At 74.9% G+C, this 24,110-nt stretch carries 24 protein-coding genes and 1 riboswitch; of the genes, 19 read left to right on the top strand and 5 right to left on the bottom strand.

Features of this window, described 5'->3' with window-relative positions; genetic code table 11:
• Positions 1–8: 8 nt before the first annotated feature.
• Positions 9–233, bottom strand: a complete 225-nt coding sequence (locus ABD361_RS14125) for a CbtB domain-containing protein (RefSeq protein WP_344435483.1) — start codon at positions 231–233, stop codon at positions 9–11.
• Between the two features lie 44 nt (positions 234–277).
• Positions 278–408, bottom strand: a riboswitch (cobalamin riboswitch).
• Between the two features lie 97 nt (positions 409–505).
• On the opposite strand from ABD361_RS14125, the gene ABD361_RS14120 reads away from it, so the two are divergent.
• The 7 genes from ABD361_RS14120 (at position 506) to ABD361_RS14090 (ending at position 6,285) form a co-directional block, all read left to right on the top strand.
• Positions 506–1,069, top strand: coding sequence for a histidine phosphatase family protein (locus ABD361_RS14120; RefSeq protein WP_344435481.1), 564 nt, complete (start codon positions 506–508; stop codon positions 1,067–1,069).
• 106 nt (positions 1,070–1,175) lie between these two features.
• Positions 1,176–2,180, top strand: coding sequence for a YihY/virulence factor BrkB family protein (locus tag ABD361_RS14115; protein WP_344435480.1), 1,005 nt, complete (start codon positions 1,176–1,178; stop codon positions 2,178–2,180).
• 50 nt (positions 2,181–2,230) lie between these two features.
• Positions 2,231–2,794, top strand: a complete 564-nt coding sequence (locus ABD361_RS14110; RefSeq protein ID WP_344435478.1) for a phosphatase PAP2 family protein — start codon at positions 2,231–2,233, stop codon at positions 2,792–2,794.
• Positions 2,795–2,989: 195 nt separating this feature from the next.
• Positions 2,990–3,688, top strand: a complete 699-nt coding sequence (locus ABD361_RS14105) for a DUF4142 domain-containing protein (RefSeq protein ID WP_344435476.1) — start codon at positions 2,990–2,992, stop codon at positions 3,686–3,688.
• A 26-nt stretch (positions 3,689–3,714) separates the two neighbouring features.
• Positions 3,715–4,275 carry a class F sortase gene (locus ABD361_RS14100; RefSeq protein ID WP_344435474.1) on the top strand — a complete coding sequence of 187 codons (561 nt, stop codon included), beginning with the start codon at positions 3,715–3,717 and terminating at the stop codon, positions 4,273–4,275.
• Between the two features lie 180 nt (positions 4,276–4,455).
• Positions 4,456–4,959: a CAP domain-containing protein gene (locus tag ABD361_RS14095; RefSeq protein ID WP_344435473.1), complete on the top strand. Its 504-nt coding sequence runs from the start codon at positions 4,456–4,458 to the stop codon at positions 4,957–4,959.
• Positions 4,960–5,100: 141 nt separating this feature from the next.
• Positions 5,101–6,285, top strand: a complete 1,185-nt coding sequence (locus tag ABD361_RS14090) for an acyl-CoA dehydrogenase family protein (RefSeq protein WP_344435472.1) — start codon at positions 5,101–5,103, stop codon at positions 6,283–6,285.
• Positions 6,286–6,310: 25 nt separating this feature from the next.
• Here the strand turns inward: ABD361_RS14090 and ABD361_RS14085 are convergent, their stop codons facing one another.
• Complete coding sequence (locus ABD361_RS14085; RefSeq protein ID WP_344435471.1) at positions 6,311–6,664, bottom strand: zinc ribbon domain-containing protein YjdM; 354 nt, start codon at positions 6,662–6,664, stop codon at positions 6,311–6,313.
• A gap of 67 nt (positions 6,665–6,731) precedes the next feature.
• Between ABD361_RS14085 and ABD361_RS14080 the strand changes: the two genes are divergently transcribed.
• The 9 genes from ABD361_RS14080 (at position 6,732) to ABD361_RS14040 (ending at position 15,628) form a co-directional block, all read left to right on the top strand.
• The gene (locus tag ABD361_RS14080; protein ID WP_344435469.1) at positions 6,732–7,415 is read left to right on the top strand and encodes a hypothetical protein; all 684 of its coding nucleotides are present in this window, start codon (positions 6,732–6,734) and stop codon (positions 7,413–7,415) included.
• 280 nt (positions 7,416–7,695) lie between these two features.
• Positions 7,696–8,151: a Crp/Fnr family transcriptional regulator gene (locus tag ABD361_RS14075; protein WP_344435468.1), complete on the top strand. Its 456-nt coding sequence runs from the start codon at positions 7,696–7,698 to the stop codon at positions 8,149–8,151.
• Positions 8,152–8,435: 284 nt separating this feature from the next.
• Positions 8,436–9,128: a pyridoxamine 5'-phosphate oxidase family protein gene (locus ABD361_RS14070; protein ID WP_344435467.1), complete on the top strand. Its 693-nt coding sequence runs from the start codon at positions 8,436–8,438 to the stop codon at positions 9,126–9,128.
• A gap of 144 nt (positions 9,129–9,272) precedes the next feature.
• Complete coding sequence (locus ABD361_RS14065) at positions 9,273–9,398, top strand: hypothetical protein (RefSeq protein ID WP_344435466.1); 126 nt, start codon at positions 9,273–9,275, stop codon at positions 9,396–9,398.
• Between the two features lie 129 nt (positions 9,399–9,527).
• Entirely contained in the window at positions 9,528–12,704 is a 3,177-nt protein-coding gene (locus ABD361_RS14060; protein ID WP_344435465.1) for a lantibiotic dehydratase, read from the top strand.
• Positions 12,701–13,981, top strand: a complete 1,281-nt coding sequence (locus ABD361_RS14055) for a lanthionine synthetase C family protein (RefSeq protein WP_344435463.1) — start codon at positions 12,701–12,703, stop codon at positions 13,979–13,981. Before ABD361_RS14060 ends, ABD361_RS14055 begins: the two co-directional genes overlap by 4 nt.
• Positions 13,982–14,032: 51 nt before the next feature.
• Positions 14,033–15,001 carry a JmjC domain-containing protein gene (locus ABD361_RS14050; protein ID WP_344435462.1) on the top strand — a complete coding sequence of 323 codons (969 nt, stop codon included), beginning with the start codon at positions 14,033–14,035 and terminating at the stop codon, positions 14,999–15,001.
• Positions 15,002–15,089: 88 nt separating this feature from the next.
• Positions 15,090–15,317, top strand: a complete 228-nt coding sequence (locus ABD361_RS14045) for a hypothetical protein (RefSeq protein ID WP_344435460.1) — start codon at positions 15,090–15,092, stop codon at positions 15,315–15,317.
• Between the two features lie 80 nt (positions 15,318–15,397).
• Positions 15,398–15,628, top strand: coding sequence for a hypothetical protein (locus ABD361_RS14040; protein WP_344435459.1), 231 nt, complete (start codon positions 15,398–15,400; stop codon positions 15,626–15,628).
• Between the two features lie 19 nt (positions 15,629–15,647).
• Here the strand turns inward: ABD361_RS14040 and ABD361_RS14035 are convergent, their stop codons facing one another.
• Positions 15,648–18,578 carry an AfsR/SARP family transcriptional regulator gene (locus ABD361_RS14035; protein WP_344435457.1) on the bottom strand — a complete coding sequence of 977 codons (2,931 nt, stop codon included), beginning with the start codon at positions 18,576–18,578 and terminating at the stop codon, positions 15,648–15,650.
• A gap of 183 nt (positions 18,579–18,761) precedes the next feature.
• On the opposite strand from ABD361_RS14035, the gene ABD361_RS14030 reads away from it, so the two are divergent.
• The 3 genes from ABD361_RS14030 to ABD361_RS14020 all read left to right on the top strand — a co-directional run bounded on the left by ABD361_RS14030 (position 18,762) and on the right by ABD361_RS14020 (position 22,138).
• On the top strand, positions 18,762–19,955 hold the full coding sequence (locus tag ABD361_RS14030) for a saccharopine dehydrogenase family protein (protein ID WP_344435456.1): 1,194 nt from the start codon (positions 18,762–18,764) through the stop codon (positions 19,953–19,955).
• Positions 19,956–19,983: 28 nt separating this feature from the next.
• Positions 19,984–20,598, top strand: coding sequence for a LysE family translocator (locus ABD361_RS14025; protein WP_344435455.1), 615 nt, complete (start codon positions 19,984–19,986; stop codon positions 20,596–20,598).
• Positions 20,599–20,911: 313 nt separating this feature from the next.
• A complete protein-coding gene (locus ABD361_RS14020) occupies positions 20,912–22,138 on the top strand; it encodes a hypothetical protein (RefSeq protein WP_344435453.1) in 1,227 nt (408 codons plus the stop codon).
• An 8-nt stretch (positions 22,139–22,146) separates the two neighbouring features.
• On the opposite strand, the gene ABD361_RS14015 is transcribed toward ABD361_RS14020, so the two are convergent.
• Positions 22,147–22,902, bottom strand: coding sequence for a hypothetical protein (locus ABD361_RS14015; RefSeq protein WP_344435452.1), 756 nt, complete (start codon positions 22,900–22,902; stop codon positions 22,147–22,149).
• Positions 22,903–23,037: 135 nt separating this feature from the next.
• A complete protein-coding gene (locus ABD361_RS14010; protein ID WP_344435679.1) occupies positions 23,038–23,877 on the bottom strand; it encodes a hypothetical protein in 840 nt (279 codons plus the stop codon).
• Positions 23,878–24,110 lie beyond the last annotated feature (233 nt).

Here is a 24,110-nt window from a genome sequence, read left to right as displayed (position 1 = left end):
TGCCGTCGTCAGTGGCAGGGGAAACCGAGCAGGTGGCGTCCGTCGTGGACCCACTCGTGCACGTCCTCGCCGGAGAAGAGGGCGGTGGCTCCCTGCTCGGCGCCGACGAAGTACAGCAGGATCAGCATGAGGACGCCGAGGAAGACGGCCCACGGGGCGATCGCCTTCAGCGAGATGGGGGTGATCGCCGGTGCGGCCGAAGAGCTGGATGCGGGGGCAGCGGAGTGCGCCATGGTCAAACCTCCTGGAGGGAACACGCGTCCCGGGCGTAGGGGTTCCTGGACGACGGTGTGCGGGTCTGACTTCCGGGCTTGCGTCCGGGTACACAGTGGCGCGACCGTGCCGGACTCTCACCGGCTTCCGTCACCCCGTCGTCATGTCCACGAGACCGTACCGCCTATCGGCCAAGATGACTACGGAGTGCGCACCGGCCCCGTGCGCCCCCGGCAGTAGGCACCGTGGTCTGCTGAGAGCCGGGATGTCGACAGAGCGAGGGGGAGACAGAGTGACCGTGCGGGTGATGTTCGTGTCGCCGGCGATGAACGCGGCACTGCGGCAGGCACGGTTCGACGACGGAGCCGCCGTCGAACCCGCCGGCCTGGCGAAGGCCGGCGCCGCCGCCTCCGCCCTGCCGGGCGCCGATCGGTACGGCTGCGCGCCCTCCCTGCGCTGCCGGCAGACGGCGACCGCCCTCGGGCTCGACACCGAGCCGGTGGCCGACCTCGGCGACCTCGACGTGGGCCGCTGGAGGGGGCGGTCGCTGGAGGAGCTCGCCGCTTGCGACGCGGATGCCGTGGCCGCCTGGCTGTCGGATCCCGGCGCCGCCCCGCACGGAGGCGAATCGCTGTCGGCGCTGGTGGAGCGGGTGGGCGGCTGGCTCGACAGGGCGTCCGACGGAAGTGGCCGGATCCTGGCGGTCGCGGAACCGGCCGCCGTCCGGGCCGCGATGGTGCACGCGCTCGGCCTGCCCCTGACCGTCTTCTGGCGGCTCGATGTGGCCCCGCTGACGCTGACGGTGCTCACGGGGCGTACGGGGCGCTGGAACCTGCAGTGCGGTCAGCCGCTGTGACTGGTAGGCGCTGGGGACCCCTCTACCGACCCCGCTGCTGCTCCTCCGCTCCCGTGCGCCGGCCCGCGGCCGGTTTCGTGCCGGGGAGACGGGTCAACCGCCTGGTATGGGGCGACGTGAACGAGGCGAGAGGCGGGACGAGCGGCCGGCCGGCCCGGGGCCGCGCGAAATGGAGCGCGCTCCCGACGAGCCGACCGGGCTGCCCGCACGGTCGTGGTGGGTGGTGCTGCGGCGTACCGTCGGCGAGTTCCGGGACGACGAACTGGCGGACCGGGCCGCGGCCCTGACCTATTACGGGGTCCTGTCCCTCTTCCCCTCCCTGCTCGTCCTGGTCTCGGTGCTGGGGGCGGCCGGGCGGCAGACCACCGAGAAGGTGCTGACCGCCCTTCAGCGTCTCGCTCCCGGGGCCACCCGGGAGGTGGTCACCGGCGCGGTGCGGCAGTTGCAGGGCGGGGTGGGGCTCGGTTCCGTCCTGGCGGTGGTGGGTCTGCTGGGAGCGGTGTGGTCGGCCTCGGGGTACATCGCGGCGTTCATCCGTGCCTCGAACGCCGTCTACGACCTGCCCGAGGGCCGGCCGGTGTGGAAGCTGACGCCGCTGCGGCTGGTCCTGACGGTGGTGATGATGGTGATGGCCTGCGCCAGTGCGCTGATCGTGGTGTTCACCGGCACGCTCGCCCACCGGGTGGGCAGCGCGCTCGGCGCGGGCGAGACGGCCCTGACGGTGTGGTCGTACGGGAAGTGGCCGGTGCTGGTGCTGCTCGTCACCGCCATGATCGCGGTGCTGTACTGGGCGGCGCCGAACGTCCGGGGGCGGGGCCTGCGCTGGATCACGCCCGGCAGCGTCCTCGCCCTGGTCCTGTGGATGGCCGCCTCGGCGGGCTTCGCGCTGTACGTGGCGAACTTCGGCTCGTACAACAAGACGTACGGCAGCCTGGCCGCGGTCATCGTGTTCCTGGTGTGGCTGTGGCTGAGCAACCTCGCCATTCTGCTCGGCCTGGAATTCGACGCCGAGCTCGCCCGCGAGCGCGCCGCCCTCGGCGGCCACCCCCCGGACGAGGAACCGTACGTCGAGCCCCGGGACACCCGCACCTGGGGCGAGCGCGACGCGTGAGCGAAAGGTTCCTCCTTCCTGCAGGCGGCCACGACGCGATGATGGGACGTATGGGCGAGAGAGTGCAGCAACTGGAGCGACGGCTGACCCACCGCCTGGCCTCGTACGACGCCGAGCTCGTCCGGCGGGCGCGGCCGCTGGTCGGGGAGGCGGCCGCGCACACCAGGCTGTGGTGGGCCGCCGCGGCCCTGATCGCCGCCACCGGCGCACCGCGGGGCGTGCGGGCGGCGGGCAACGGGCTGCTGGCGATGGGAGTGGCGGAGGTCGCCGCCAACACGGTGGTCAAACCGCTGTGGCGGCGGCGCCGGCCGCCGCAGGAGCTGATCCCGCACGACGGCGTGCACGACCGACCCGACAGCCCGTCCTTCCCCTCCGGTCACACGGCGGCCGCCACGGCCTTCACCGTCGCCGTGGCCCGGGTGTGGCCGCGGGCCGGCGCCCTGTGCGCGGTCCCCGCGGCCCTGGTGGCCCTGGAACGGGTGCACAGCGGCGCCCACTACCCCAGCGACGTCGCCGCCGGCGCGGCCCTCGGCGCGGCCGCCGCCTGGGCCGCCCGCCCGGCACCGCTGCTGCGCGCGGCGCTGCGCGCCCGGGTGCGCAAGGCCCTCACGTAGGACGACCCGGCCGCGGCCGGCCTCGTGGCCCGGATCGTCCGCCTGCTCACCGACCGGCGGCGCGCCGCCGTGCGCCGTCCGGGTGGAACGCATGGGCCGATCGCATGAGATCCGGGGCCCGGCACGTGTGACGGGCCCCGGTGTTGGCACCCGGCTGTCTCCCCGCGTTGGCGCGGACGAATGATTGGAGCCACCATGAGGAGCCGACAGTGGGCGGCGGCGGCCGTCACCGCTCTGGCGATGTGCACCGCGACGACCGGTCCCGCCCACGCCGAGGGCGAGCCGGGCCCGACGGACAGCGCCTTCCTCAACACCGTGCACCAGGGCAACCTGGCCGAGATCGAGGCGGGCAACGACGCGCAGCACAACGCCACCACCGCGTGCGTGAAGGACGCCGGCGCCATGTTCGTGCGCGACCACACCAAAATGGATGGCGACGTGACCGCGCTGGCGGGCTCGCTCAAGGTCGCTCTGCCCAGCGGGCCCTCGGCCGAACAGAAGCAGCAGCTGGCCGGCATCCGCGCCAAGGCGGGGACCAAGGCGTACGACAGCGCCTGGCTGTCCGCGCAGGCCGCGAACCACCGGGCGACCCTGACCCTGATCGACGAGCAGATCGCCTCCGGGCGCAACGCCCGGATCACCGCGGCCGCCAAGGCGGCACGCCCGGTCGTGGCCATGCACCTCGCCCGCGTCAGCGGCGGTGTCTGCCACGGCCAGGCGCCGGTGCGCACCGTCCCGGCGGGGGACGGCGGCATGGCCGCCGGTACGGACGCCTACGGGGAGACGGTCACCGCGGTGGCCGGCGGCGCGGCGCTCGGCGGCACGCTCCTCGCCTGCGGCACGGTCCTGGTTCTGCGGAGGCGCCGTACGAGGGCCGCCTCCGCGCGGCGCTGAGCAGTTCTCGCGGCGGCCGCCTGGCGGTGTGCCTGGCCGGCGCGCTCGCCGTGGCCCTGGCCGCGGGGGCGCCGCAGCCCGCGGGTCCGCCCCCCGGGCTGCCGCCTGCGGCGGGGCGGACGGTCCTGCGCGGCGAGCCGGCCCCGTCGCCTCCCGCCTTCGTGGAGGTCCGGGGCCGCTTCGGGGCGCCGGTGGTGCCGGTGGCCGCCGATGCCGACGGGGCACTGGAGGTCCCGCCGTCGCCGGACACCGTCGGGTGGTGGGCGCTGGGTGCACGGCCGGGTGCCGCCGAGGGGACCGTCCTGCTGGCCGGGCACGTCGACTCGCGCGACCGGGGCCTGGGCGCCTTCGCCGGGCTGTACGCCGTCCGGCCGGGCGCCCGCGCCGTGGTGACGGGCGCGGACGGCCACCGGCACGCGTACGTCATCGTCGCGCGCCGCGCCTACCGCAAGGAGCAGCTGCCGCGCGACCTGTTCTCCGGTGCCGGAAGGGCCCGTCTGGCGCTGGTCACCTGTGCGGGTGCGTACGACCGCGCCCGGCACCGCTACGCGCAGAACCTGGTGCTGTTCGGGGAACCGGACCGGTAGCACGGTCGCCTCGGCCGGCGGGCTCCGCACCGTTCGCGTGGCCCACGGCACGGGCCGGTGGTGCGCGGCCCCGGCACGTGCGCCTCCCGAGCTCCGGAACGCCGGTTAACCGCACGGGCACTGCCGCGGATCCTGGAGCCTCCGACAAGGAGTCGGTCCGGCGACCTCCGGGAGCAGCCCATGCGTCCACTCAAAGCGGTCCGCGCCCTGCGTCTGGCGTCGATCACCCTCGCCACCACCGCCGTCGGCAGCCTGGCCTGGTCGTCCCCCGCCCAGGGGGCAAGCGCCCGCGCCGGCAGCGTGGAGTCGCTCCGGCAGCAGGTCGTCGACCTGGTGAACGTCCAGCGCCGGGCCGCCGGTTGCTCTCCCGTACGCCTCAACGCCCAGCTGACGGCCGCCGCCCAGAAGCACGCGGACGACATGGCCAGGCGCCACTACTTCAGCCACACCGCCCCGGACGGCAGCGACCCCGGCCAGCGGATATCCGCGGCCGGCTACCGCTGGGCGTCCTACGGCGAGAACATCGCCTACGGTCAGAAGACGCCCGCTTCCGTGATGTCCGCCTGGATGGACAGCGAGGGCCACCGCAAGAACATCCTCAACTGCTCCTTCGAGGAGATCGGCGTCGGCGTCAGCACGGCCCCCGACGGCCCCCTGTGGACGCAGGACTTCGGCAGCCGCTAGCTCCCCGCTGCCCGTCCCGGGCGTCCTGCGCCGGGACGCCCGGCGCGGACGCGCCCCTTCCCCCACGCCCGCATGATCGTCCATGCTGCCCGTGCAGCGCGCGCCGGCGCGCTCCGGCACCGCGGCATGGAGGACAACGCAATGACGACAAGCGCCAGCAGCAGGACCCTGCCCGAACGGGCCGCCGCTCTCGTCGACCTCCTGCGCCGCAACGCCGCCCGTACCGAGGAGGACCGGCGCGTCACCGAGGAGAACATCGAGGCCCTCGCCGACGCGGGCCTGTTCCTGCTGACCGTCCCCCGGCGGTTCGGCGGGCGCCAGGCGAGCATCCGTACGCTCCTGGAAGTGAGCGCCGAGCTCGGCCGCGGCTGCGGTTCCACCGCCTGGTTCACCGCCCTGGTCAACGTCTGCGGCTGGGTCGTGGGCCTCTTCCCGGAGCGCGCGCAGCGCGAGGTGTACGGGGAGGGCCCCGGCGCCCGGGTCTGTTCCGTCCTGACGCCGGGCGGGACGAGCAGGGCGGCGGGCGGGGGGCAGGTCGTCACCGGGCGGTGGCCCTTCGCGTCCGGCTGCCTGGACGCACAGTGGGCGCTGCTCGGCACGCCGGTCACCGGCGCGGACGGCGAGCAGCTGGACCGGGGCGTGGCGTTGGTGCCGGTCGCCGAGCTGACGATCGAGGACACCTGGCACAGCGTGGGCATGCGCGGCACCGGCAGTCACACCCTCGTCGCCGAGGAGGTGTTCGTGCCCGGCCACCGCATCCTGTCGCTGACCGGAGCGCTGCGCGGCGAGTACCCCACCGAGTTCACGGACGAAGCCCTGTACCGCTCCGCGTTCGTGCCGGTGCTCTCCTCGGTGCTCGTGGGCCCGCAACTGGGCATGGCCCGCGGCGGACTGGAGCTGGTGACGGCGTCCCTCGGCAAGGGACGTCCCCTGTCGCACACGTTCTTCGCGCAGGCCCGCGAAGCCTCCTCGACCCAGATACAGCTCGCCGAGGCCGCCCAGCTCGTCGACACCGCCGCACTGCACCTGATGCGCGCGGCGGACGACATCGACACCTGGGCGGCGAGCGGCACGCCCATGCCGCTGCTCGACCGGGCCCGCGTACGCATGGACACCGCGACCGTCGCCCGCCGCTCGCGCGAGGCACTGGACATCCTGCTCAGCCTCCACGGCGCCGGCAGCTTCGCCGAGGCCAACCCCCTGCAGCGCCTGTGGCGCGACCAGGAGACCGCGAGCCGGCACGCCATGACGAACCCGGCGGTCGCGAGCGAGCTGTACGGCCGGGCCCTGCTCGGCGTCGAGGAGCAGATCACCGCACTGATCTGAACCCTTGGGGGGCCGTCCGGTGCGGTCAGGCCTTCTTCACGACGCTGGACTTGAGGTGCATCTGGCCGAGTCCGTCGACCTTGCAGTCGATGTCGTGGCCGTCCGGGCCGTCCACGAGACGGATGTTGCGCACCTTGGTGCCCGCCTTGATGCCGGTCGGGTGGCCCTTGACCTTCAGGCTCTTGACCACCGTGACGGTGTCGCCGTCGGCCAGGACATTGCCCACCGCATCCCGGACGACCTTGTCGCCGGCTTCTTCCGCGGCCTCGGCGGGCACGGGCGTCCACACGTGGCCGCACTCGGGGCACACCAGGAGCGCACCCATCTCATAGCTGTACACGCCGCCGCATTCGGGGCACGGCGGAAGGTTCTCGTTCACACGGACATTCTAGATCCGGACACCGGGCCCGCCGGACGGCGGCGGGCGTCGCGGGTAGGGTCGGCGGATGCTCTTCGGTAGGAACACCAGTACGGAGCCGCCACTGCCGGTGGTCGACTGGCGGGACGTCGGCCGGTTCGTGATCGACATCGTGGAACGGGAGAGCGGGCCCGGCCGCAAGCGGCCGGTGCTCGGCGGCAATGCCATCCGCGTCCCCCGCCGCGAGGGCCCGGTGCGGGTCAATCCGCCTTGCGCCTTCGTCGGTTCCGGCACGGTCGGTGTGCGCGACGTCGGCAGCGTGGTCCACGAGGACCCGGAGCGGCAGCGGGTCCTGTGCCGCATCGACCGGGTGGCGGGAGAACGCCGCGACGAGGAGCGGCGCTACGTCGTCCGCGACGCCCAGGACGGGGTGATCGGCGCGGTACGCCGTGTGCCGCCGTCGAACAAGCTGGTCCGCCACACGTGGCGCATCGAGCAGCCGGGACGCCCGGAGATCGTGGGCCGCAACAAGTGGACGGCGCTGCCACGACAGGACGTACCGGCCCACGCGCTGGGCACGCTCCTTGGCGGAGTACTCGATTCTGCACTGTCCCTGGGCGCCGAGGAGGGCGACCGGCCCCGGGAGCGGACGTTGCTGTGGCTGGCGGACGAGGTGGAGGTGATGCAGTCCACCGGGCAGGACTTCCGCATCAAGGCCGCATGGCTGGACCGCCGCCTGGCCTTCGCGGTGGCGTGCCTGGCAGACCGCTGAGTCCGCCCGCCTCCCGCTGGCTCCGGCTATGCGTGCACCTGAAGATGGCACTCGTTGGGGAGCAGCGTGCAGGCGTCCCCCCGGCTCCGCGCCGGAGCACAGCTCACCCCACGCACCCCTCCTGGCGCGCTCGGGGTGCGGGGTGCCGGGGGTGTCGGCAGGCTGGGGGGACAGGAGCGCCCTTCGAACGGCGAGCAGCGAGCAGCGAGCAGCGAGCAGCGGGAGCCAGTATGTCCTCCGTCACGGCACCACCGGCCGCCCGCACGGACGGGGCGTCGTCGTGAAGCGCACCGGTGTGCTGGCCGCCCTTCCCGAGGAGCCGCGGGAGCGGCTGATGGCGCTGAGCCGCGAGGTGACATTCGACGTGGGCACGCGCATCTTCGAGGAGGGCGGCAGGGCCGACCGCTTCTGGGTCATCCGCACCGGCAACGTCGAGCTCGACATCCACGTGCCGGGCCGCCGTGCCGCGGTCGTCGAGACCCTCGGTCCGGGGCGGATGCTGGGCTGGTCCTGGCTGTGTCCGCCGCACCAGTGGCACCTGGGGGCGGAGGCCGCGAGCCCGGTGCGCGCGTGGGAGTTCGGTGCGGCGGAGGTGCTGGAGCTGTGCGCACGCGACCACGAGCTCGACCACGCCCTCCTGATGTACGTCATCGAGGTCATCGGCCGCCGCCTGCGTGCCGCCCGTACCCGCTTGCTGGATCTGTACGGTCCTTACGGCAGCGGGTCGCAGGAGTGACGGCGAGCCGCAAAAGACGCAGGTCAGGTCGGTAGCGCCGGGCCTTGGGGCGTGGTGTGATGGAAGTGGCGGGAGGACCCCGCAGGAGACGCGGGGAAGCGGCCGGCAGCCGTGCACCGCGCAATCCGGATCCGCGAGAAGTGGATGGGCCCTCCCGTCAGCATCTGCCCACCTCCCCGTCTCTCCCCCCTGCGACGCGCCGTACCGGGCCGTACCGGGCCGTACCGATCGGCGGCACAGCGCTGGCAGGCGTCCTCGGCCTCTGGTCCCCTGGAGAGAAGGCCGTGGACGTGGAGGTTCGGGTGATGCACAGTGACGGGCCCGGCCCCGGTGGCCCGAGCGAGGACACGGTGGCCACCCGCTGTGCCGTACGCCGCGAGCAGCTGGGGCTGACGCGGGAGGATCTGGCGCGCCGCGCGGGCATGTCCGTCGCCTACCTGGGCCAGCTGGAGACCTTCAGCGGGGATTTCGATCCCGCCGCGCTCATGCGGCTGGCCGCGGCGCTGGAGATGCCGTACGACGAGCTCGTCGGGGGCCGGCGCGATGCGGCTCCGGGCCGGCAGGGGGCCGCTCCCCACCCGCTGCTGGCGCAGCTTGCGGAGGAGGAGTGCTGGCGACGGCTCGGTACGCACGGCATCGGCCGGGTCGGGCTGAGCGCCGCCGGGGCCGCCCCTGTCGTGGTGCCCGTGAACTTCCTGGTCGACGGCCGCACCGTCGTCTACCGGACCGAGGCCGGCGGTACGGCGGCCCCGGCGGAGGGGGAGCAGGTGGCGTTCGAGGCCGACCACATCGACGAACACCTCAGCCGCGGCTGGAGCGTCCTCGTCACCGGAACGGCCGAGCACATCGCCGACCCGGACACGGTGGAGCTCCTGGCCACCCGGCCGGGCGCCCGACCCTGGGCCGGTGGCACGCGCGACCTGTGGATCCGCATCCGGCCGGGCGAGGTGACCGGGCGCACGATCCACACCCGGTGAGTCTTCTTCGGCAGCGCCGGCGTAGATCCGGCGTGGATCCGGCGTAGAAGAGCGCTTCGTAGGTTGGCACTCGCCACCGGGGAGCAGCCCCGGGGCCGCCGCCGCAGACGGGGGCGCATCGCGCACGAAGAGGATGGAGTCGTCATGAACAACTTCGACGAGCTGTTCGAGCTGGACGTCATCGAGGTCGCCGCCACCGTCGAGGACGAGCAGGTCGAGGCCCAGGCCGCCACCGGCTCCTGGCCGTTCTACTGCAAGACCACCATCTGACGGTCGGTCCTGCGTTCGGGCGCACAGCCCGCAGGTGAGGCGGCCCGGTCCCCCGACGGGCCGCCTTCCTCATTCCCCGGCACCCCGTCAGTTCCCCGGCATCCCCGGCAGTTCCCTGGAGGCTCCCCCGTGGCGGCACCCGCAGCCCATCCGTCGACCTTCCGTTGCGCGGACGCCCTGCTGTTCCGCGCCGCGTCCCGGCCCCCGGAGCCGGCCGACGGCCCGGGCCACGGGGAGGAGCCCGGCGACGGCGAGGCGGAGCTGCGGGCGCATCTGCGCACCGCCGCGGCCGATGCCCGGCTGCGGGAGGCGGTGTCGCTGGCGAGCCCTTCGCTGCACCGGACCCTGGACGCCGTGCTCGCCGGGGAGCCGGTCCGCCCCAAGCAACTGCGGCGCGCGGTGCGGGCGCTGGCGCGCTACCGGCTGCGCATGTCGGGCCGGGCCACGCCCTTCGGCACCATGGCGGGGGTCGCCGCGATCGGCTTCGCCGAGGAGCCGGGGGCGGTCACGGTCCGCTGGGGCACGGGCCACCGCAAGGCGGTACGGCCCGACATGGGCTGGCTGACGGAGGTGGTGGCCCGGCTGGAGCGGGAGCCGGCCGTGCTGCGGCCGTTGCGCGTCACCGCCAACGACCTGTGCTTCGTCCGGGGTGACCGGTTGGTCGTGCCGTACGTGCCCGCTCCCGGGGCGGGCACCCGCCCGGCCGCGCAGGAGGTGTCGGTACGGGCAGGAGCGGTCGTCCTGCACGTCGTCCGGCAGGCCGCCCTGCCCGTACGGTTCGGGGAGCTGGCCGACGAGCTGTGCGCCGCCCATCCCGGGGTGCCGGCCGCCACCGTGGAGCGGCTCCTCGTCGACCTGATCGGGGCGGAAGTGCTGCTGACGGAGCTCCGTCCACCGCTGGACGGCGCCGATCCGCTCGGCCACGTCCTGGACCTGCTGACGGGCCGGGGCCGCGCCGCCGTGCCCCTGCCCGGGCCCGTGGCCGCGCTCGCCGCCGAATTGTCGGCGGTGGAGAAGGACGTGAAGACCTATGCAGAGGCTCCGCTCGGCCACGGTCTCGACGCCCGTGACGCCGCCTGCCGGCGCATGGCCGCCCTGCACCCTTCGGAGCACCTCCTGCAGGTCGACCTCGGGCTCGACGTCGACGTGCGGCTGCCGCCCGCCGTGCGGGCCGAGGCGGAACGGGCCGCGGAGACCCTGTGGCGGCTGTCCGCCGCCCGCCCGGGCCCGGCCCATCTGCGCCAGTACCACCTCGACTTCCTTGAGCGGTACGGAGCCGGGCGCGCCGTGCCGCTCAAGGAGGTCCTCGACCCGGACACCGGCCTCGGCGGGCCGGCCGGCTACCGGCTTCCGGCCTCCGCGCGGGAGCCGGCGCAGGACTCCTCCGCCTCGGAGCAGGACCGGCTGCTGACCGAGCTCGCCCAGGAGGCGTCCGTCAACGGTGAGCGGGAGATCGTCCTGGACGACGCGCTCGTGGAGCGGCTGGCCGCCGGCAACGGGGACGCCCCGGCGCCGGTGCCACCGCCGTCCTTCGAGATCCTGGCGCAGTTGCTCGCCGAGACGCCGCAGGCGCTGGCCGCCGGTGATTTCCGGCTGGTGGTCACCGGTGGGGCGCGTACGGCCGGCGCGCACGCGGGGCGCTTCGGCTGCGTGCTGGGCGCCGCCGACGCCCGGGTCGGCGAGCTGGTGCGGCAGGTGCCGGGGACGGTACCGGATGCCGTCACCGCGCAGATGAGGTTCCCGCCGCCGCGCGGTGCGACGGCCAACGTGGCACTGGTGCCGCGCCGCCTGCCGCTGACCATCACGCTCGGCGCGTTCGCCGACCGCACCGACGGGACGGACCTCGGCGTGTCCGACCTGGCCGTCGTCGCCGACGTGCACCGCCTCGCCGTGGTGGCGCCCCGGCTCGGCAAGGAGGTCGTGCCCGTCGTCCCCAGCATGCTCGCGACGGTGTGGCACGCGCCGAACGCTGCCCGTTTCCTGCACGAGGTGACCCAGAACGGCTTCCCCGCCTGGCCGCGCTGGCGCTGGGGGGCCGCGGACAGCCTGCCGTACCTGCCCCGGGTGCGACGCGGGCGTACCGTCCTCGCCCCGGCCCGCTGGCGTCCGACGGACCCAGCGCTGCAGGACCGGGCCACCGCGCCGGGCGCGTGGGAGCGGCGCTTCGACGCCTGGCGGTCCCGCTGGCGGGTGCCCGACCGGGTCGAGAGCGTGAGCGGCGACCACCGCGTCGCCCTCGATCTGCGGCGCCCGTTCCACCGCGCGCTGCTGCGCGACGAATGGCTGCGCCGCCCGGGCGGTGTCCTGCAGGAGCTGCCGACCGACTGCGGCCCCGGCTTCGGCTGGCTGGCCGACGCGCCGGATGAACCGGACAGAGCCGGCCGGGTCAACGAGATCGCCTTCCCGCTGGTCCGGGCGGTCGCGCCCGCGCACGGCCCGGTCCGGCCCGTGCCCGTCCCCGAGCCGCGCCGGACGCGCGTGGCCCACTCCCCCGGCTCGCAGTGGGTGTACGCCAAGGTCTACTGCTCGGCCGAGCGGCAGGACGAGATCCTCGCCCGGCGGCTGCCCCGGCTGCTGGAGGGCCTGGACGGTGGCGCGGCCGACCGGTGGTTCTACCTTCGCTACCGCGACCCGGATCCCCATCTGAGGCTGCGTTTCCACGGCGACCCCGCCGTCCTGGCCGGGTCCCTGCTGCCACGGCTGGGCGCCTGGGCCGACGACCTCGCCGCCGAGGGGCTCGGGGGCAGACTGGTGCTGGACACCTACGAGCCCGAGCTCGAACGGTACGGGGGAACCGCCGCGGCCGCCGCGGCCGAACGCGCCTTCCACGCCGACAGCCTCGCCTGCCGGGAACAGGTCGAGCTGCTCGCCGGCGGCCGAATCGGCCTCGCCCGGACCGTGCTGACCGCCCTCGGCCACGTCGACCTGGCCTGCCGCGTCGCGGGCACCGCGGAGGGCATCCAGTACCTGCTGGACCGTCCCGCGCCCGCAGGGGCGGCCGAGCCCTCGCGGGCCGCCAAGGACCTGGCGCGGGAGCTGACCGACCCGCTCGGTGGCTGGCAGCAGTTGCGTGCCCTTCCGGGCGGCCCGGAGCTGCTGGCCTGCTGGGAGCGCCGCGCGCCCGCCCTGTCCGCGTACGGGGCGGTCCTGCGGGAACTCGGCGCCGGCACGGGCCCCTTGGGCTCCCTGCTGCACATGCACCACAACCGACTCACGGGCATCGACCGCGCCGCCGAGGAACGCTCCTTCGCCCTGGCCGCCGTTGCCCTGCGCAGCCGCGCGAGCCGCAGGCAGGCGGCCCGGTGAACGCGCCCGTGAAGGCGTCCGAGAACGCCCTGCGCCGGCGGGCGGCCGAGGCCGTGGCCCTCGTCGCGGGCCGGCTCGCCGACCCCGCCGCCGACGTACCCGCGTTCCGTGCGACGAGCCTCGGCGACGGCGCACCGGGCATCGCACTGCTCCACGCCGAACTGGCGCACACCGACCCGGTGCACCGGAGCGCCGCCCACCGGTGGCTGCGCCACGGCGCCGCGCTCGCCGGGCGCGCGAGCGCTCCGGGTGCGCAGGGGCTGTACGGGCCGGTGGCCGCGCTGTCGTTCGCCCTGCACCGGGCGGCCGAACGGCACACCGCCCAGGCCCACCTCGCGCGGCAGGTCGCCGAGCTGGCGGGCCTGCGGGCCGACCGCGAGGAACGCCGCCTCGGCGAGCACCTCGGCTGCACCCTCCTCACCGCGTACGACGTGATCAGCGGGCAGGCCGGGCTCGGCGCGCACCTGCTGGAACTGGGCGGCCCGGCGCCCAAGGCCGCCGCCGTGCGCGCGGTACGGGCGCTGACGGCGCTGGCCCGGCCGGTGCGCGCCGGCGACCTGCTGCTGCCCGGCTGGTGGGTGGCGCTCGACGCCGATGCGTACCGGCCGGTGCCGCCGGCGCAGGGACACGCCAACCTGGGCATGGCCCACGGCCTGCCCGGCCCCCTCGCCCTGCTGGCCCTCGCCTGGCGGCAGGGGGCGCGGGTGCCCGGTCAGCGGGCCGCGATCACCGGCTTCGCGGAGTGGCTCCTCGCACAGCGCCGTACGGACGCCGTGGGCCCGTGGTGGCCCGGCCAGGTGACGGCGGGCTCCGCGCAGTCGCGGCCCGGGCGGCCGTCCTGGTGCTACGGCACCCCGGGCATCGCCCGTGCCCTGCAGCTGGCGGGCCTCGCCCTGGGCGTTCCCCGCTGGCAGGAGGCCGGCGTCGGCGCGCTGCGCGCCGCGCTGGCCCGCGCCGCGTCGGGGGAGGTGGGGCCGGCTGCAGAGCCCGGGCTCTGCCACGGGCTCGCCGGGCTGCTCCAGACGACCTGGCGCGTCGCCCGCGACAGCGGTGACGCCGAACTCGCCGGTCACCTGCCGTGGCTGGCCGCCCGCCTCCTGGACCTCGTCGACGAGGACCGGCCGTACGGCTTCGCCGAGGCGCCGGGCGCACGCCCGCCCGAGGAGCACCCGGGCGGCTTCCTCACCGGCGCGGCCGGTGCCGCGCTCGCCCTGCACACCTTCGCCACGGACACCGCGCCCGCCACCCGCTGGGACCGCGCGCTCCTGCTGGCTTGAGACGCCACGACCTTGAGACGCCACGACAGAGACCACAGAGAGAAGAGATCCATGCACCGGGAGGAACTCACCCGCTGGGTGGGCGACACGGACGCCTTCCTGAACCGGTACTGGCGCACCGCGCCGGCCGTCTTCCGGCCCGCACCCGGCACCGGACCGGCGGTCCCGCTCACCCTGGAGGAGATCGACACGGCGGTGGCGGGCGGCCTGCTGCGCGTGCCCCACCTCGAACTGGCCCGGGCCGGCGACCCGGTGCACTCCTCCCGGTACACGCGGGCCCGCACCGTCTCGGGGGTCACCACCCCCGGGTACGCCGATCCGGAGCGCATACGCGAGCTGCTCGCCGACGGTGCCACCCTCGTGCTGCGCAACGTCGAACACTGGCACGCGGCCACCCGCGCGCTGACCCGCAGGCTGGAGGCCGAACTCGGCCGCCGGGTCGAGGCGTTCTTCTTCGTCACCCCGCCCGGCTCCCAGGGGCTCGACCTGCACCGCGACGACGCCGACGTCCTGCTGCTGCAGAGCACCGGCAGCAAGCACTGGACGGTACGCGGCGGCCCCACCGGCCCCGACTGGGCGCCGGGCGCGGTGGCCGGCGGCGGCCCGGTGCTGCTGACGGAGACCCTGAACCCCGGGGAGGTGCTCTACATCCCCCGCGGCTTCGCCCACGAGGCGGTGGGCGGCGAGGGCCTCTCGGCGCACCTCTCGCTCACGATCCGCGAGGTGAGCACCCAGCAGCTGTTCGCCGCCCTGCAGCGTCTGCTGCTCGACTCGCTGCCGCTGCCGAGCCGTCCGCTGGACGACGACGCCCTGCACGCGACCGCCGGCCTGCTGCTGGACCGGTTCCGTGACCGGCTGCCGGAGGTGACCGCGGCGGCCGTCGTCGCACACGCCCGGCGCGCGCAGCTGGCCGAGGGCACGGTCCCGGGGCTGGGCGCCGATCCGGGCATCGCGGCGCTGGCCGCGCGCCTCGGCACGCCCCACGGCACGCCCCACGGCCCGGCGGCGGCCGCCGCATGAGCGGCTGCCCGCGGGCCCGGACACGGGCATCGGCCACCGCGGCACGGCCCCCCGGCATCCCACCGATCCCTCAGGAGGCGGGTCGCTCGTGAACGACGTCTACGGGCTCGGCCTGCCGCCACTGCCCTCGGACCACCATGCGTTGCGTGCGGTCGTGGTCGTCGAGTGCCTCACCGCACAGGGCCCGGTCCTGCGCTACCTGTACACCGGCACCAGTTCCTGGGGTGCGCTGGGGATGCTGGAGGCGGCGAAGATCCGGCTGGCGGGTGCCCTGGAGCCGGGCGGCCCCTGGGAAGGGCCGGAAGGAGGGAGCTGAACGAGGCCGTATATCGAACGTAGATCGGCGGGCCGCACAATCAGTGCATCACGTGTTCCGCCAAGAGACAGGACCCTCTCGTGTCGCGCTCCTTCGTGTCCCGCAAGCGTCGTGCAGCCGTTCTCGCCCCGGCCGTCCTGGTCGCGCTGGTGGCCCTCGCCGGCTCCCTGCCGTCCGCCGCCGGCTCCGGCAGCTCCGTACGGACCTCCGCCGACGCGCCGGTCACCCACTTCACGTACACCGACGGGCACGACGGCCGCCGGGCCGGCGACGGCAACAAGGGCCACGAGGAGTACAACACCAAGGCGTGAGGGCCCGGCGGCCTCCGCTTCACGCAGCCGGTGCGGACCGTCCGCCGTCGGCGAGCGCGTCGACGAGCGCCCGCACCTGCGCGGCCTCGGGCAGCGCGGTGCGGGTGAAGACCTCCAGCGCCTCCCGGGCCTGCTCCAGCGCCGGTTCGCGGTGGCCGGCGCTGTGCGAGACGCGGGCGCGGGTCCACAGCGCGTAGCCGCGGTCACGGTCGCGGCCGGGCACGGTCCGGTAGTAGGCCACCGCCCGGTCGGCCGCCTCCAGCGCCTGCTCGACCTCGCCCATGACGCGCAGGGTCTCGGCGTACCGGTACCAGACCTGGGCCTGCTGGCCCGGGATTCCGGCCGTCGTGCACAGCTCCAGGCACTCGCGGTAGCCGGCCAGCGCCTCCGGGTACCGGCCGAGTTCGTGCAGCGCCTGGCCGCGCACGCACAGGGCGTGGGCCACCCCGTGCTGGTCCGCCATCTCGCGCAGGGCGCTCAGGGCCTCCTCGCAGGCGGGCAGCGCCTCCTCGGCGCGGCGGCCGCGGATGCGGGCCAGCGCCGCGTTGAGCGTGGTGATCAGCTCGCCCGACCGCTGCCCCCACTCGCGGGCCAGCACCAGCGCCTCGTCGAAGAATCCGGCCGCGTCGTCGTACCGCTGCTCGAACTGGGCTATCACCCCGAGGTCGTTGCACGCCTGCTGCAGGATGGCCCGGTCGCCGGCCTGCCGGCAGAACCGGGCGGCCAGCTCGGCGTGGGTACGGGCCCGCGCGAGCCGGGTCTCCTGGATCGCCGCGTTGCCGCAGATGAAGTGGGCGCGACCGGCCGCACGGTGGTTGCCCGCGAGCGCGGCGGCCTCGGCCAGGGCCTCGGCGGCCAGGGCCATCTGCGCGTACGGGATGTCCTGGCCGAACGAGCTCAGGGCCACCAGGAGGTCGGCGGCCGTCGTCAGCGCCTGCGGCTCGGCGGCCTCCCACCGTCTGACCAGCAACTGGACGGCGTGGACCGCGCAGTCGCATTCGGTGATCACCCATGCCCGGGCCTCGGCCAGGTCCGCGAAGCGCGGGCCCCCCGGCCGTACGGCACCGGCGGCGATGGTGCTGTGCACCGGATCACCGGGCACCATCCACCGGAACGCCTCCCCCGCCATGGCGAGGAGGTGGTCGAGCAGCCGGCGCTCCACGGCGAGGTTCTCGTCCGCCGGGGTCAGCTGCCGGGCGAAGTCCCGTACGAGGTCGTGGTACCGGTAGCGGCCCGGCGCCGGTGACTCCAGCAGCGCGGCGTCCACCAGCGGCTCCAGCAGGTCCTCCGCCTCCGCCTCGTCCAGGCCCAGCGCGGCCGCGGCCGCGGCCAGCCCGATGCCCGGCCAGGCGACCGACGCCAGCGACCGGAAGGCCAGCGCCTGCCGGTCGGTCAGCTGGCGGTAGCCGAGTTCGAACGCGGCGGCGACGGCGAGGTCGTCGGCGCGCAGTTCGGCCAGCCGGCGCCGCTCGTCGGCGAGCCGGGCCACCAGGTGCGCCACCGTCCAGCCCGGCCGGGACGACAGCCGCGTGGCCACGATCCGTACCGCCAGCGGCAGACAGGCGCAGGCGGTGACCAGCGCCAGCGCGGCCTCCTGCTCCGGGTCGGTGCGGGCCGCGCCCACGATGCGCCGCACCAGGGACAGCGCCTCCTGCGTGCTGAACTCCGTCAGCCGTACGTGGGCGCAGGACGGCACGCCCACCAGGCGGGCCCGGCTGGTCACCACCACCGCGCAGCGGGCCGCGCCCGGCAGCAGCGGCCTGACCTGGGCGGCGTCGCGGGCGTTGTCCAGCAGCAACAGCACCCTGCGGTCGTCGAGGAGCGTGCGGAACAGCCGGGAGCGGTCCTCCACCGAGCCGGGGATCTCCTGCCGGGGGACGCCGAGCGCGGACAGGAAGCTGACCAGGATGGTGCCGGGGTCGGCGGCGTCCGTCCCCGTGCCGCGCAGGTCGGCGTACAGCTGGCCGTCCGGGAACTCCCCCTTGACCTGGTGGGCCACGCGCAGGGCCAGGGTGCTCTTGCCGATGCCGCCCATGCCGCTGACGGAGGCGACCGCGAGTGCGGTGCGGTCCGGGTCGGTCAGGGCCCGGGACAGCTCGGCGACCGCCTCGTTGCGGCCACTGAAGTCCGGTGTGTCGGCCGGAAGCTGAGCAGGCCGGGCAGGGGTCGCCGGCGCGCTTGCGGCGGGAGCGGGAGCGGGAGCGAGCTGCGGGTCGCGGGCCAGGATCCGCTCGTGCAGGCCGCGCAGTTCCGGCCCGGGGTCCAGGCCGAGTTCCGTGGACAGCACCTCGCGGGCCCTGCCGAACACCGCGAGGGCGTCGGCCTGCCGCCCGGCGGCGTACAGCGCCCGCATCAGGAACCCGTACGGCCGCTCCCGCAGCGGCTGCTCCCGGATGAACGCCGTCAGCTCCGGTACCAGGTGTGCGTGCCGCCCCAGCAGGAGCTCGACGTCGAAGCGCTCCTCCAGCAGGGCCAGCCGCAGCTCGGCCAGCCGGGAGCGCTGCCGCTCGGCGAACGGTCCCGGCACCCCGGCCAGCGGCTCGCCCCGCCACAGGGCCACGGCCTCGGTCAGCAGCGCGGCGCACTCCTCGTACTCCTCGGCGGCACGCGCCCGCGCCGCCTGCGCCGCCAACTGCTCGGCCCGGAAGGCGTCCACCGACAGCGGGTCCTCCGCGAGCCGGTAGCCGTCGCCCGCCCGGGCCAGCACCTGCGGATCGCCACCGGCGGCCGTGAGCAGCTTGCGCAGCCGCCACGCGTACGTCCGCACGATCGTCACCGCGGACTCCGGCTCCGCCTCGCCCCACACCCCGCTCACCAGCTCGTGCAGCGGCACCGCGTGCCCGCAGCGCAGCGCCAGTACGGCGAGCGCCGCCTGCTGCTGCGGCGGCCCGCTCGGCAGAACGACCTCACCATCACGGATGCCCACGGCCCCGAGCACAGAGAATTCCACAGTCCCCCCACCACCGGCACAAGCCAGTTGAAGTGGGGACATGCTAGCCAGTGGTTCATATGCGGCAAAGCCACGGGAGCGCGTGTCGCGGGGGTGCGGGGCCGGTGTCCGGCAAGGCCGGGCCCTCCCTGTGGAGTTCCGGCGGCACGACCTAAAGTGATCGGATCACTGGACGGAGGCGTCATGAACGAACAGGACAGATCCGAACGGCCCTACGACGTCGTGCTCTTCGGCGCGACAGGCTTCGTCGGCGAACTCACCGCCGCATACCTGCTCGGCCACGCACCGCACGGCTGCCGCCTGGCCCTCGCCGGCCGCAACCGCGACAAGCTCGAACGGCTCCGGGACCGCCTGGCCGAACAGCACCCGCAGCGGGCCGCCGCCCTCACCCTCGTCCGGGCCGAAGCGGACGACGCGGACGCCCTGCGCGCCCTGGCCGAATCGACCCGCGTCGTGGCGTCGACGGTCGGCCCCTACATCGTCCACGGCCAGGAGCTGGTGGCCGCCTGTGTACGAGCCGGCACCGATTACACCGACCTGACCGGCGAACCGGAATTCGTCGACTCGGTCTTCGTCCGGCACGACGCCCTGGCGCGCCGCACCGGCGCCCGCCTCGTCCACTCCTGCGGTTTCGACTCGCTCCCGCACGACCTCGGCGCCTACTTCACCGTGCAGCAGCTCCCCGAAGGCGTCCCCCTCACGGTCGACGGCTTCGTCACCGCCCGGGGCCTGATCTCCGGCGGCACCCTGGCCTCCTCCCTGGTCATCGCCTCGCGCCAGCGCCAGGCGCTGGCCGCCGCCCGCAAGCGCCGCGACCACGAGCAGCAGCCCGCCGGCCGCCGGATCCGCACGCCCCTGGGCGTGCCGCGGTTCAGCAAGGAGACGGGTACGTGGGCGCTGCCCCTGCCCACCATCGACCCCCAGGTGGTACGGCGCTCGGCGCTCGCCCTGGACCGCTACGGCCCCGACTTCCGCTACCGCCACCACGCCTCGGTCAGGTCCCTCCCCGTGGCCCTGGCCGCCCCCGCCGCACTCGCCACGGTCGGGGCCCTCGCCCAGCTCCCGCCCGTCCGCTCGGCTCTGGGGAAGCTGTACCCGCCGGGGCGCGGCCCGAGCGAGCAGCAGCGCGCACGCAGCTGGTTCCGCATCCGCTTCGTCGGCGAGGGCGGCGGCCGGCGCGTCTTCACCGAGGTCGCCGGCGGCGACGCGGGCTACGACGAGACGGCGAAGATGCTCGCCCACTCCTCCCTGTCCCTGGCCCTGGACGATCTGCCGGAGACGGCCGGGCAGGTCACGACGGCAACGGCGATGGGCGACGCCCTGATCGCCCGCCTGACGGCGGCGGGCATCACGTTCCGGTTGTGCCACGCACGGTGAACCGCCCCTCCCCTACCCGGAAACGAACATGACCGAAATCCTTGCCGTAGCCCTCATCACCGTCCTGGCCGTCATCAGCCCCGGGGCGGACTTCGCCATGGTCGTGCGCAACAGTTACCTGTACGGGCGTACGGCCGGAGTTCTCGCGGCGGTGGGCATCGCGCTCGGCGTCCTGATCCACGTGTCGTACACCATCCTGGGTGTCGGCATCGTCATCGCGCATTCCCCCTCGCTCTTCACCGCCATCAAGCTGATCGGCGCCGCATACCTCGTCTTCATCGGGTGCCGGACGTTCGCACAGCGGACGCGCCTCGACATCGACCTGACCGGCCGGGCGGCCGTCTCCTCCTGGCAGGCGCTGCGGACGGGGCTGCTGACCAACGCCCTGAACCCCAAGACCACCCTGTTCGTGCTCAGCACCTTCACCCAGGTCGTGCATCCGGGGACGCCGTTGTGGCGGCAGGTCGGGTACGGGCTGTTCATGTCGCTGGCCCATCTGGGCTGGTTCGTCCTGGCAGCGGTCTTCTTCTCCAACGACCGGCTGCGCAGCAGGATGCTGCGCCGCCAGACGCTGCTCAACAAGCTGATCGGGTCGGTGCTCGTGGGGCTGGGCGTGGCACTCGCCCTCGCCCCGGCCACGTAGGCCGTATCCGGCGGATCAGCAGCGCCCCGTCGGGGCGCGGGACGGCGTCGATCTGCGGCTGCCGCCGCGTGGGCGCGACAAGCCACGACGCACCCGCAGGCAGGGTGCCGTGCTTCGCCCGGGCCTCGGGCTGGCGCGTCGCCTGCGGGCGCGTCGTGGCCGATCGCGCAGTTCCCCGCGCCCCTGACGGGGCTGCTCGTGTCGTCGGCCGTGAGCGCGCGTTGTGCTGCACATGGGGCATAGCGGCAACATCACCACGACAACAACTCACCCACCGCGCAGGCCCGTTCGTGCGGGCGGCCGGAGCGCGGCCGTGGTCGGGCTCTCGCTCGCCCTGCTGGCGGGCATCGCGGCGGCGGGACCGGCGGTGTCCGCCACCGCACCGCGGCCCGGCGGCGCGGCCCACGCCGCGGTGCCCGTGCAGCGGTACCTCGACCTGCCCCTGGCCAACGCGGACGGGGAAGGCGCCGGCGGCGTCCACCCGGCGCTGCCGTCGGACGCCCGGGCGCTGCGCGAGGCGTTGGAGGCCGTGCGCGCCGCCCGTCTCGCACCCTTCCGCTACCGGGCGCTGCTGTGGCAGTACTGGCTGGTCCGGGCGGTCGACGACGCGGGCATCGACCTCGCCGGATGGGCACCGGCCCGTGGGGTCGAACCCAACCGGCGTACCGTCGTGGCCGCCTACACGTACTACGGCACGCTGTTCCTGAACCACCCGGAACTGCGCTGGGCGGGGATGGCCAACATGGTCGGGCCGTCGTTCGCCGCGGGCTTCATGGACCTCGGCACGGTGCCGGACCTCGCGCAGTTCCTCGCCGGCCGGATCATCTCCCAGCCCCCCGAGCTGCGCGACCGGCTCCCCGTCGAAGCCCTCGACCTGGCCGGCGCGGGCACCCGCCTGGGGGACGTCCAGCTGAGCTGGTTCGCCGAACGGCTCCTGGCCATGCAGAAGCACATCTTCATGGACCAGGCCACCATGCATGCCGCCTACCTGTACGGGGGCACGGCCGCCACCGACGAGATGCGGTCGGCCGGGCTGATCGACCGGGCCGCGGCCGCCTCGTGGCATGCCGTCGCCGACGGCCGCCCGGCCGGGATCGACGCCGCCGCCACGCAGTTGCTCTCGCGGGAGCAGAACCAGATCATCGCCGACCAGTGGGACCGGATGCGTGCGCACCTCGGCCCCGTCGGCGGACTCGTCACCTACGCGCTCACCCTGGCGGGCAGCGTGTCCGTTCCCGGTGCCCGTACACCCGCGCAGTACGCCCCCCTGACCGTCGGCGCCGAGCCCGGCGTGCTGTCCGTCCGGCTGACCACCCCTCTCCCGGCCTTCGACATCGCCGACCGCGTCCGCCGCTGGGACTACATCACCGCCGACACCCTCCCCGCCTGCCTGCGCCTGCTGCACGAGCGTCCGGCGCAGGCCCGGGCCGTCATCGCGTCACCGATGGAGGCCCGGATCGCCCGCGAGCGCCTGGCCGCCCGCTGGCCGGAGCTGACGGCACACCTCCTGGCGGGCTGGGGTGCGCAGGCCCGGGCGTAGCCCGGCCCTCACATGGCCACGGGGCTCTTGGGGCCTGCCTCGGCACCACCGCCGGCAGGGCCGGAGAGGCCGAGCAGCCGGCCGAGGGCAGGCGCGCCGAGCAGAGCGGCGAGGTCGAACCACGCATAGCCGCCGGAGGCCCCGGACGGCGGATTGCCGATGGTCACGAGGCCGACGGGATCGCGGGGCTGCCACGTCCAGGCGCCGAGCGACGTGCCCAGGAGTTCGAGGTAGGAGACCACGACGAACGCCCCGACGTACAGCTCTCGCGAGGGTCCGCAGATCAGGAAGACCGCCAGGCAGCAGAACCAGAAGGCGCCCAACTGGTCCGGCCGCGGCGCCAGCGTCACGCCGTACAGCGCCCAGCAACCGCCGACGACCACGACCGCCGTGGTCAGCCCCCGCCGGCGCAGCCGCGTCCAGGTGCTGCGGCCGATCGACAGGGCGGCGAGGTAGACCAGCCCGTGGCCGGGCGGGACGTACGCCGGCACGTTCCCCAGGCGATAGAGGTAGACCCCGAGCAGCGGCGAGAAGACGAATTCGACCGCGGTCGCGAAGGCGACGACGATCGCGGTCTGAGTGCGTACCGGTGCCGTCTCACGGCGGAGCACGGCGAACAGCACCACCCAGGTGAGCACGCCGAGGACGCGCTGGACGGACAGCGAGCCGGCGGTGTCCACGAGCAGGACGACGCTGATCCACAGCATCACCGCCGCGGCGGTGCGGAGGCCCGTCGGGTCGCTCGCCTCCGTCGTCGAAGGCAATGCCCTTCGGGACACCGGCACCGCCCTTTCGCACTTTCCCTGTCCGGCCGCATTCGCCCTAGGTCATGCCCTGGTGCCGCGGGCAGCCATGCTCGTCCTCACCCGCGTGGGTGACTGCGCGGCGGGCGCGGCGTGTCATCTCGTCCCCGTCTCCCCCTCCGCGCCCGCCTCGCCGAACCGCGCCAGGGCGAGTGCCCCGAGGACCGCCAGGACGAAGCCCGCCACCGCGAGGGGGAGGAGGCCGGGGCGGGTCGTGTCGCCGAGCCAGGCGACACCGACCCATGCCGGGCCGAGGGTTTCGCCGATGACCATGCCGGCCGTGGCGGCCGTGACCGAGCCGCGGTGCAGGGCGGAGGTCAGCAGGAGGAAGGCCGCGCCGCCGCCGAGGAGGAGGGCGTAGGAGGCGGGGTTGGTCACGAGCGCGGGGAGGGAGAGGTCGTCGATGAGGCGGACAGAGACCTCGACGACGCCGAAGCCGAGGCCGGCGCCCAGGCCCAGGGCGGCCGCGCGGGCGCGGCCGGGGAGGCGGCCCGCCGCGGCACCGACGGCGAGGACGCCGGCGGCGACGCACAGCACGCCGACGCGCAGGGCCGTCGAACCCGTGCCGGAACCCTCGCCTCCGGAGGCCAGGGCGAGCAGCGCGAGTCCGCCGCACACCACGGCGACGGCGGCCCATTCGATGCCGCTGAGGCGGACCCGCAGCACGCGCGAGGCGGTCACCGCCGTCACGGCGAGGCTCGCGGCGAGGGCGGCGCCGACCGCGTAGATCGGCAGGGAGCGCAGGGCGACGAGCTCCAGGAGGAAGCCGAGGCCGTCGAGCGCGAGGCCTGCGACGTAACGCCACTGGCGGACGACGCGGACCAGCAGGACGGTGTCCACACCGGACCCGCTGCCGGCCTCGGTCGCCCGCGCGGCGACGGCTTGCAGGACGGAGGCGGTGCCGAAACAGACCGCCGAACCGAGCGCGCACACCATACCCAGGATCACGGTCCCCGACTCTAGGGGCCCGGGGGCCGGATCGGGGGTGGAGGAGGTCCCCGACTTCCTGCGCGACCACAAAGAGCGCCCTTCGGAGCGTGCCGCTCACGGTACGGACCGGCGCCCACGGGCATGGATATCTTCCGTGGCACCGGTCGACGTGACGGCCGGTCCCTCGGTCCGGCACCCCGGCAGTCGCCCGGGTGCGGCCGAGGGACGGCCCGGAGGGG

Origin of the sequence: Streptomyces luteosporeus, assembly GCF_039532865.1 — a bacterium.
Lineage (GTDB): Bacteria > Actinomycetota > Actinomycetes > Streptomycetales > Streptomycetaceae > Streptomyces > Streptomyces luteosporeus.
Note: the sequence above shows the minus strand (reverse complement) of the source record. Positions and strands in the feature narration are given on the sequence as shown.